Source organism: Rhodococcus baikonurensis (assembly GCF_040489275.1).
Lineage (GTDB): Bacteria > Actinomycetota > Actinomycetes > Mycobacteriales > Mycobacteriaceae > Rhodococcus_F > Rhodococcus_F baikonurensis.
The window spans coordinates 1-9,418 of record NZ_JBEUOQ010000045.1 but is presented as its reverse complement, the minus strand read 5'-3'; the positions used below and the strand labels follow the sequence as shown (position 1 = coordinate 9,418).

General features: G+C 60.4%; 11 protein-coding genes. 8 read left to right on the top strand and 3 right to left on the bottom strand.

The genetic code is table 11. From position 1 onward, the window contains the following. The 7 genes from ABWI03_RS33700 to ABWI03_RS33670 form a co-directional block, all read left to right on the top strand. On the top strand, positions 1–228 hold a 228-nt coding region (locus tag ABWI03_RS33700), incomplete at its 5' end, for an MspA family porin (protein WP_353799054.1). A gap of 128 nt (positions 229–356) precedes the next feature. Continuing rightward, a complete protein-coding gene (locus ABWI03_RS33695; RefSeq protein ID WP_298776632.1) occupies positions 357–752 on the top strand; it encodes a hypothetical protein in 396 nt (131 codons plus the stop codon). 84 nt (positions 753–836) lie between these two features. Beyond that, on the top strand, positions 837–1,178 hold the full coding sequence (locus ABWI03_RS33690) for a hypothetical protein (protein WP_260395296.1): 342 nt from the start codon (positions 837–839) through the stop codon (positions 1,176–1,178). Beyond that, positions 1,175–3,295, top strand: a complete 2,121-nt coding sequence (locus ABWI03_RS33685; RefSeq protein ID WP_298776627.1) for a hypothetical protein — start codon at positions 1,175–1,177, stop codon at positions 3,293–3,295. Before ABWI03_RS33690 ends, ABWI03_RS33685 begins: the two co-directional genes overlap by 4 nt. Before the next feature lie 33 nt (positions 3,296–3,328). Further along, positions 3,329–4,138, top strand: a complete 810-nt coding sequence (locus ABWI03_RS33680; RefSeq protein ID WP_124566634.1) for a hypothetical protein — start codon at positions 3,329–3,331, stop codon at positions 4,136–4,138. After that, a complete protein-coding gene (locus ABWI03_RS33675) occupies positions 4,135–4,323 on the top strand; it encodes a hypothetical protein (protein WP_124566635.1) in 189 nt (62 codons plus the stop codon). The genes ABWI03_RS33680 and ABWI03_RS33675 overlap by 4 nt, the downstream gene beginning before the upstream one ends. Positions 4,324–4,516: 193 nt before the next feature. Continuing rightward, the gene (locus ABWI03_RS33670) at positions 4,517–4,870 is read left to right on the top strand and encodes a hypothetical protein (protein ID WP_124566636.1); all 354 of its coding nucleotides are present in this window, start codon (positions 4,517–4,519) and stop codon (positions 4,868–4,870) included. Positions 4,871–5,441: 571 nt separating this feature from the next. On the opposite strand, the gene ABWI03_RS33665 is transcribed toward ABWI03_RS33670, so the two are convergent. From ABWI03_RS33665 to ABWI03_RS33655, 3 genes are all read right to left on the bottom strand, one after another. Continuing rightward, positions 5,442–6,137, bottom strand: a complete 696-nt coding sequence (locus ABWI03_RS33665) for a neutral zinc metallopeptidase (RefSeq protein ID WP_298776622.1) — start codon at positions 6,135–6,137, stop codon at positions 5,442–5,444. A gap of 318 nt (positions 6,138–6,455) precedes the next feature. Continuing rightward, entirely contained in the window at positions 6,456–6,836 is a 381-nt protein-coding gene (locus tag ABWI03_RS33660) for a hypothetical protein (protein WP_030535797.1), read from the bottom strand. A gap of 401 nt (positions 6,837–7,237) precedes the next feature. Further along, positions 7,238–7,732, bottom strand: a complete 495-nt coding sequence (locus ABWI03_RS33655; protein ID WP_298776617.1) for a DUF1877 family protein — start codon at positions 7,730–7,732, stop codon at positions 7,238–7,240. Positions 7,733–7,984: 252 nt separating this feature from the next. Here ABWI03_RS33655 and ABWI03_RS33650 point away from each other — a divergent pair, with 252 nt between their 5' ends. After that, positions 7,985–8,836 carry a glycoside hydrolase family 43 protein gene (locus ABWI03_RS33650; protein WP_003943973.1) on the top strand — a complete coding sequence of 284 codons (852 nt, stop codon included), beginning with the start codon at positions 7,985–7,987 and terminating at the stop codon, positions 8,834–8,836. The last annotated feature ends 582 nt before the right edge of the window (positions 8,837–9,418 follow it).

Below are 9,418 nucleotides of genomic sequence, written 5' to 3'. Positions count from 1 at the left end.
GTGAATCCGAGTATTCAGTCGACGATTGCGCCGGGCACGATCACGACGATTCCGTTGGGGAAGAAGGATCTCGAGTCGTCGAAGGCGTCGATCACGGCAGAAAACGTGCACGTGAAGGTTGATGCGTGCATGGGGCCGGTGACGATCCGCTCCTACGCACAACTCGCCGTCTCAACTGCAACCTCGGACAATAGCCTGTTCGTGTATTCCGATCCGACCTGGCTCTAACCCCGAGCAGCCGTCGTCAGCGCTGCATTCTCAACCCACTCTGCGCAGGCCACCATGCCCTCGCACACCCCGTCACACGAGGCCCGAGTCACGGGTTTGCCCATCAATCAGCATCACGGGAGAAGTTCATGAAGATTCGTACCTTGGCCACAGCCGGAGCGCTTACCGCAGGTATCGCCCTCGTCGGTGTTATCGGCGGGGGCGTGGCATCGGCTGCTACCCCGATCGTGCAGCCGGAGCAGGGTCGGATCGGGCTTTCGCTCTCGAATGCGGAGACCGCAGCACTGGCGGCGAGCCCGATCCCCGATGCAATCGCGAACATTGTTCCCGGCTCGCAACGTTGGGTTGGCCGGGCTCCGGGTTCGGTCATCACCAACGTCGATGGCAGGGCAAGCGCCCCCGATCGGGTCGTGATCGCCGAAGCTGCGGCGCATCCGGGTGGCTACGTCAACATCTACGTGTCCGACCCGAACAGCCCCGTCACCGGGGGCTACATCGTGCAGACCTACCAGCACTGGAACTGAACTAGGGCCGGTAACTCCGGCCCCTGACTGCTGCCGCCGATCTCGTTGTTTCACTTCACCTATCCGCCGTTTGGAGTTTCTGTCATGACCATCCGCAACGCTGAACACGCTCGGTCCCGCCCGATGACGGAGCCGCCGGCCACAGTGCACAGTGGTCAAAGTGCGGACGTCGACGACTGGGACCCCGACAGTGAGCTGAGCGAAACATCGAAGGCCGTGATCGCCACCGTCTTCGGTCTCGCATTGTTGATTGCGGCGTTCGCGGTGATCGGACGTCTCGGTGGGTGGGCCGCTGATTATGGGACGATTCTGGTGTATCTGGCGTTCTTTCTGTGGATGTCGATCGCGGGCCGGGTGTTCTGGTGGGGCGCGGACAAGCTCATCGCCGAGGCGCGGAAGAAGTCGAACACGGGTGATCGCCGGTGAAGTCCGTGCTGAAGCTGCGCAGGTCCATCGCGGGAGTACTTGCCACCGGAGCGCTGATGACTGGAGTAGCTGGAGCCGTCGGTGCGGGAATCGCACTGATCGCCGCACCTGCGACTGCGGGACCAGCGGAGGACTGTGCGGCGGTGCGGGCACGTGATCATCAGATCTACCTGAATCTGATCGCGTCACTGCCTCCTGGTTCTCCGATCCCGCCTGAGTACATCAACCCGTGCCTGACCGCACCCACCACCACCCCGACGGCCGCCCCGACAACCACCGTCGGACTACCGGGTGCACAGGCTCCGGGCGGTGGCCCGAACGTCGGAGCGAACGCTCCGACGAACTTCCCCACCTACAATGGCACCCCCATTGTTCCCGTGCCAGGTGCGGCGCAACCGGAACAGCCTGGACAACCGAATAGCCCGACACCATCGAGCATCGAGAACCCTGCAGGGATCCCGGTTCCGACGACCACCAGCGGGCCTGCACCGACCACATCGCAACCCGCTGGATCGACCGCACCCGCATCGACCACTGATCGTGGTCCCGGACCAGTGCCCGCGTCGACGCCGAATAGTGCTCCCGGGCAATCGGAATCAACTCCGAATGTCACGACCTCGGGGCTCGACAAAGGCGACGGCCGTGACCGTTACCTCGAACTCGTGTTGGTCGGTGCCGCTGCGTTCACTGCCGGCGGGATCGGGGTACGTGGGCGTCGTTCACCGTTCGGCCCACGCATACCGTTGCGTGGGCGTACGCCGGAATCGATCCTCTTCCAGACAGTCGGTACCCTCGCCTCACCGCTCATGGCGTATGCGAAGGGTGGCCAGTCGAAGATCACGGTCACCGAACCGGGCGGGGGACGTCGTACGTTCTTCCTCATCCACGACGCGACGTCCTCACACGAAGCGGAAATCCCCGTCGAGGTTCCGCCCGGCGGGCATATGAGCGTTGATCCGGACGGCTCAGTCACCGTCTTCGACGCGGACGGAAACCCCGTCTCGGTGGTGGCAGCTCCGTGGGCGTATGACGCCAACGGCAATCCTGTTCCGACTGACTACGAAGTGCGCGACGGCCGCCTGATTCAGACGGTGTACGCCGACGAAGCGACCGCCTATCCGATTTTGGCTGATCCGCCGGAAAAGAAGGCGAAGGCACCCACCTCTGTCGCTTCGAAACAAGTCCAGAAGAATACGAACACCGCCGCACCCAAGCCGAATTCGATGACCTCCCGCACGAGCGCGCAGAAACCGCAAAACAGTGGAAACACGAATTCGGGCAACACTTCCGGTGGGAACACGTCGGCACCGAACTCGATGACCCAGCGCACCAGCGCGAAGAAGCCGCCCGTCAGCGCGGAGCAGCAAGCGACCAACCAACTCGCTGCAGCGCACGGCGAGGTCCCTTCGGGTACAGACACTTCGGGTGCGCCGAACTCGATGACTTCGCGCGCGAGTCCGCAGAACAGTGGGAACACGAATGCGGGCGACACCACTGGCGGGAATACGTCGGCACCGAATTCGATGACAGCGCGCACGACACCTCAAAAGCCATCCGTCAGCGCGGAGCAGCAAGCGGCCAACCAACTCGCTGCAGCGCACGGCGACGTCCCGGACGGTTTCACCGGCAATGTCCCGATCAAACCCGGCACCACCGGCGATGGGGCACCGAATTCGATGACTCCCCGAACGTCACCGCAGGGCAAGCCATCGACCGACGAGAATTGGACTACTCAATTCGGTCCACTCAACGTGATCGGTGGAATTGTTGATACCCCGGGGCAAATGGCAGAACGAGCCACTGCGACGCGAGCGCCGAACGTGTCGACGACACGCGCCGTGTGGCAAGGGGCAGTGAATGGTGTGAAGGGCCTCGCGAAACCGATCCCTGCGCTTGGGTGGATCGTCACAGGAGCAGCGATAGCCTCCGATCTCACATCAGAAAACGGACCTAGTGTCGCCGAATCGGTCGCCACCAACGTGGGAGGAACCGTCGCAGCGGCAGCTGTCGGTGGCGCAGTGCTTGCTGTCAGTGCCGCCCCCGTGGTGGTCGCGGTCGCCGTTGGTGTGGCAGCTGGCTATGCTGCGGCGTGGGCGATATCGAAGTTCTGGGACTAGATGACGAGCTCGGATAGAAGCAAAGGTAGTTCGATGACTTCGAGGACGGAACTTACACGCACCCTCCATGCTCAATGGACCCAGAAACGCGGCGAGCTGGGCTTCCTCGCGTTCATTGTCAGTGTCGTTGTCTTCGCAATCAGTGCGATCGTGATGTACGAGGCGTCCTCGAATGCGGTTTTCGGATTGGGGGCATTTGCTGCGGCATGCGGCGCTGTGTGCTGCATTTCGCTAGTGACGTTTGTGGCCCTTCCTCCTAAACCCGCGACGAACTCTGAAGAAATAGGTCAAGGCCGCACTTTCACCATGACCGCCGCAACTCGGTGGGCATCGGCGTTGTGGTTGTGGTCGGCGTTGGTCTCCTGTGCTCTGTCTTTCGTCGGTGTCGGTCTTAACTATGCGACCAAATCCGGAGGTAGCTCGTTCAATTCGAATTGGTGGTTGGTGCTCGGCGCTTTATCGATCGGTGCCAGCATTCTCTCTCCCCTGAGGTACGTCGGACGGTTTCGTATCGATATTGACGGCGATGGCATGCGGATGGAACTCGGCCGCGCTTACAGCGGATATCTGCGTTGGTCCGATATTGACAAGATCGAAACCTCCGCCCGCGGGCGCTACGCACTCGACCTCGTGCTCAAGCCAGGTGTCCGTGTCGAGAACACCTCGCACGGATCGTCGCTCTACCGGGTAGGACCGGGAATCATCACCGAAGCCTCGCCCTTTCAAGACGGCTACCTACGCCTCGAATGCGGAGGATGGACGGGTGAGACGAGCGCACTCCCGGAGGAAATCGTGCACCACGTGATCACAGAAGACACCACCGAGCAGAAAGCGGCCTCATGAAGAATCCGGACATGATTGCGCTCGCCGTACTCGGCGCAATAGCAGTTCCCGCAGTGCTGTTCATGGTCTTCTCCGAGTCCGCGTTCGTTTTCGGAGCGTCAATCGCCGCCATTGTCTTCATTGCCGCTCGCGTCGTGCAGATCCTCTTCCAACGATGGCGTCGACAACAACGTCGGGCAGCGTGAGCAACATATCCTGTTCGACGGCCGCTCGGGATTCAGAACCTGGACACGGCAAGAGCCAACAGCTTCCCGCTGTCGCGCTCCTCGGTCTTTGGTTCCAACAGAATCGTCCTGCATGCCGACAACACATCTCCCTACAAGCGACATCATGACCACCGTTTGTGGAATTTGTGCAATCACTGCAGGGGCTGTGGCGATGATCGTATCCACGCCTTACATGATGTACCGCAGTCATGCGAGAGCGATCTACTGGAGTTCGTCGATCCTGACCATCGTTTTCGCCTGGCTCACAGCCCCACAGCGGTCGATTCTCGGACCTGTTCTGTTGTGCGGTTTCGCTGCTGTGTTCGTGGCGTGGTGGTGGACCCCCTTCCTCACGCGAAGGCATCCCACCGGATTCAACGATGTTTTCGGTGCTTGGCTGACACGGGCGCTCTACCGCGAGCAGAAGGATGCACCTCCGGTAAACAGGTACGACAAACTGCACTACAAAGACACTGACCGCCAAGCACGAGATACCGATTCTGACGGAAATCAGGTCAACACCTGAGCCGGCGCGTAGAGCGCTTTGACGTGATGTCCTCAATACGACCCTCGCGCGTACCCGAACAGCTTGTAGCGGGATGCCATGGGAAACAGTACTTTCCACATGGCGGCGTACACCTGCCCGGATGGCGCAAGCTGTACAGCAACCAGGATGACCGGTGGCTCGAAATAGCTCTTCGCGCAGCCCAAGTGGTCCAGTAGCGGTCAGCGCCATCCCGAGCGGTAGCCCTCTTCACCTCAACTCTGCAGGTCATCCCATTTTTCGAGCATCCGCCTCGTCTGGACAGTTAAGTTTGAATGCCATCCACTTGCCTCCGCAGATGCCCCTCACTTGTTCATACAGGTGAGGGGCTTTTTCGTGTCCGATCGTGCCAAGATCGCCGTCGACGAGGTCCGCGTCGGCGTAGAGCGACGTCGCTGCAGTTCCTTCGAGAGCTGGATCCAACCTTTGACAGCGGGATGATCGTTCTTGTCGGGGACTTCCCGCAATCTCGCAACCACTCCACCGCCCCAGTTCCGTCCGAAATGAATGACTATCGATGCCCCCAAAAATGGACTCAGGCCGCGTTACGTATTCACCGAATCTCTGATTCCGGTGCGTTCCACGTGTCGCAGGAGCTGAGTCCCTCCTGCATCCCTCGGTTGAACCACATTCTGTTGTTGGCCTGACTCGGGTGGGTGTCTTCGGGGTCTTCGCCGGGGATGTCGATGGCGTCTTCTTGTACTGACAGTTCGGCGAGGTAGGGCAGGATGAGATTGGCGCTGACGCCGGACAGGCATTCAGCTTGAGCTTCCAGGCGTTTGGTCATCAACATCACCTCGCGGTGATCGTTTTCCCGCGCGGCCAATGACGACAGCTGCGATTCGATCCCCATCGCCTCCTGAAGGTGATGTCCGTATTCGTGGGTGGCGACTCTGACGAGGTCGAGTTCGTTGAAACTGTCGTACGTCCAGATGCGGATGGTCTGGGTTCTGGGGCAGTAGAAACTGATCCCATAGACGTCTGCGCCTTCTCCGCAGAGGATGGGTGCATCGTCGCCTTCGAGGCGCATGTCGACGTGAGGTGTCACGAGGTTGCCGCCTCTGAATTCTCTGTCGACAGCGGGGCTCCACATCTCGTCCAGGCAGGCCATCACCCCCTCCGCATACCTCTTTTGACGGGTGATGTCGCCGCGCCAATCGACTGGCGTGCAGTCGATCTCCGGGAACTGCATATCCGTGTCGGTCAATCGTTGGCTGGTTTCGGCGACCGCTTCATATGACGGCAGCACCCGTTACACCACGGAGGCGGCGAGATTGACCCCGACCACCAGGACGGCGACCAGCCCGACCGCGGTGGCGGTCACGATGATCGCTATCTCTTTTCGAGTCCAGCTCATTCGTTCGCCTCAGGGGTCGGTTGTGGATGCGTTATTACGCAGCGGCACAGGGAATTCCCGCACACATCGGTGCCCGATTGCAGTCCTCGCAAAAGTCGTCCGGGATAACGTCGCCTGTTCAACACTCGGCGGCGAACGTGGCCACGGGAAACGAAAAATACTCCGCCCCGCCACAGGAAGAGCGAAGCATCAATTCGACGGCGGAGGGTATTACCAGTTCTGAATGAAGAAGAACTGCTGTGAACCCCTCGCCGGGTTGAGTACGCCGAGAGAAATTTCTCCACCACGGGAGGCTGCTTCGTTGGCGAACTGGTCGAGACGTCCCCAGACGACGTTGGGGCCGCTCTCGAAGCGCGATCCTGGTGCGAGGCGCACGCCGATCTGGGTGGAGTTAGTGATGCTTTCGATCGCAGCGCCGGCATTGAGCTGGCCGAACAATGCCGTCTCACCCTGGTTCAGCTGCACGCCGATGCGCCCGTTGTCGGCGATCGGAGTAACAGCTGATGCTGCGCCCGCGCCGCTGAGTGCGATGGCTGCGATACCGGCAGGTATCAATGCGGCCGCGGTAATCATCTTGCGTAGGTGCGTCATTCGGCTTCTCCCTCGTCGGTGGCCCACTCGAGTTGCGCCTCCACGGGCCACTTTGTCTGATTCTTCCGGTAACAGTCAACGCCATGTCGCAAACAATGAGCAATCCACTGGGTTGGTTTGAGATGCAGCTCACTACTGGAAATCCGTTGAAAAATAAACTGTTTCAGTGAAACTGCTGGTCGAGATCGTGAATGCCAGAGAAGCGCGCGGGCTGTCGTTACGTTTCCGTTACTGCTCGGTCTGGCTGCGAGAAGGACACGCACTCGGTCACCCAGAAACGCTGCGGCACAGGAATTGTCAGAGCAAGAACCCGCGCAGAGGGTCCTCCGCAGTTGAGCGCCACTGTCAAGCGGTCTTTCATTCTTCGAGGGCGCGCTGCTTCGGCAGTGGGCTCTCGACTGTCAGAACCGCACGGTGAATACCACGTGGCGACGCTCTCGGGCCGCGCGCTGCAAAAAGTCCGCCACTTCCTGAAGCCAGCCCCAGGCGTACCCGCGCTCGTCGGAACCGTACTCCGGGTTGCGGTCGTCGAGCGGCATCGCGTCGTAGCGCACGCCGAACTCGGATTCGGTGATTTCCGCCAGGTACGAGGAGACTTCGGCGACCCGATCGGGTGCCAGGTAGGTGACGAGTTGGTCGTCGGTGTCGGTGTTGAGGTCGTCGTCCCCCAAGATCACGCCGTAGGCCGGCCAGTTCTCGGACACGCGCTCGTACCCCGTGCTGGAGAGGGCGCACAGGATCGGATCCCACGCCTTGTCCGTGTCGCACGAGAACTCGGATCGGCCCGTCTCCTCGATGTCCTCGACCACTGCGCCGAGTTTGTCGTCGTCGCCGCGTGCGTCCAGAAGTTCCGCTGCCACGCTGTCTGACAGCGCGAAATGCACCCCAAGTTCCATGGCGTGATGCTAACGGCTGACCTTGCCGGCGTCCCCGTCCTCACAACAAGGCGAATCGCCTCAGGTAACGATCCTGCTCTAACTCCGACCGAAGTTACCCATGGTGGGCCGGCTGTCATACATACTGCATCGGTGATTCCGACAAAACGGACCGGCCTTTCTGTTGTGTCGCTGGTGATCCTCGTCGTCGCGGGGTTGCTGGTCGCAGCCCCTGCCAGCAGCGCAGCGCCGCCGCCTGACTGGAAATACACAATGGTGGCGTTCAGTAATGCCAGCGACCGTGACATGGATGTCTACGAGTCGGCTGACGGCACCGGCTTTCAACTCGTCCAGCAGTCGGCGTACAGGCCGCCGTCTGGGCTCGTGCGTGATCCGAGCATCTTCCGGAACACAGACGGGTTGTATTACCTCACCTACACGACGGGTGGTGGGGCGAACATCGGTTTCGCACGCAGCAGCGACCGCATCAATTGGACACCGCTGGGGAACTATCCGGTTCCGTTTTGCTGCGCCTTGATGCCTGGTACGGGAGATGGCACCGGTTCTGCGAGCCCGCCGGGCTTCTCGGGTTCGGCTGGTTTCAGCGACGGGCCGTCGCTGTCACCATTCGTCACCAAGGCCTGGGCGCCTGAATGGTTTGTGGACGGCGATCGTGTCAACGTCATCCTGTCGATGTCGACCGGTGGAGGATTTGTGCCGTATCTGATGACGGCGTTGGAACCGTCGCTCCGGTTGTGGAGCCCGCCTGTTCCGCTCGCCGGGATCGGTGCGGACCACATCGACACCACCGTGGTCAAAGTCGGATCGACCTATCATGCGTTCACCAAGAACGAGACGAGGAAGGTCGTCGAGCATGCGGTCGCTCCTTCGGTGACGGGACCTTATTCGTTTGTGCCGCCAGGGAATTGGGGTTCGCTTGTCGAAGGTCCGGCCGTAGTTCAGTTGCCGAGCGGCGACTGGCGGATCTATCTCGACGCCTATACCGAAGGTAAGTATCTCTACTCCGACAGCACGGACGGGCTGAATACCTGGTCGCCTGTGCAAGAGGTTCCTGGGGTGTCCGGGACTGCACGGCATCTCGGCATCATGAGAGAACCGGCATAACTTTCGACTCCGAGTTGGTAGGGCTCTGATCAAGGACTGCGGTCTTGGTCAGAGCCCTTTCTCGTACATGCGTACTACTTCTGCGCGTCGTCTGCACGTATCAGTGATTGACAAGCTAACGGTGCGACGCAAGTGGGTCTTGCAAGTGCGCGCCGACCACGAAGTGAACATCTCCGCGTGAACCATGCAGAGTTGCGCTCCTAGGCCCCGCTCAGGTGTCTTGATTGCGATCGATTGCCAAGTAGTGCCTGTTGGTTGCATATTCAAGTACGTGCACTGGCTTGATGTCCGCACTTTCGGCCTTCAACTGCCCTGAGGCCCACGAAACGTGGGTTCAGTTCGGTTTGCCACACCGTTTCTGAGAGTTCTTCTTACCTTCAAACCGTGACCTTGCTCATAGTGGGACCTAGGTCCTTTTTGCTGATGATAAGCCTGTCGATATATATCTGTTACCGAAAGTTCACCCTCAATCCAAGATGGCGGAGTCGGCGCGCTGGCGGGCAAACAGGACGATTGGTACCGTCCGGTAACTAATTCAGTTAGTTGTCGGCTACCGCTCTGGTTGCTGTGTCACGTGGAGGA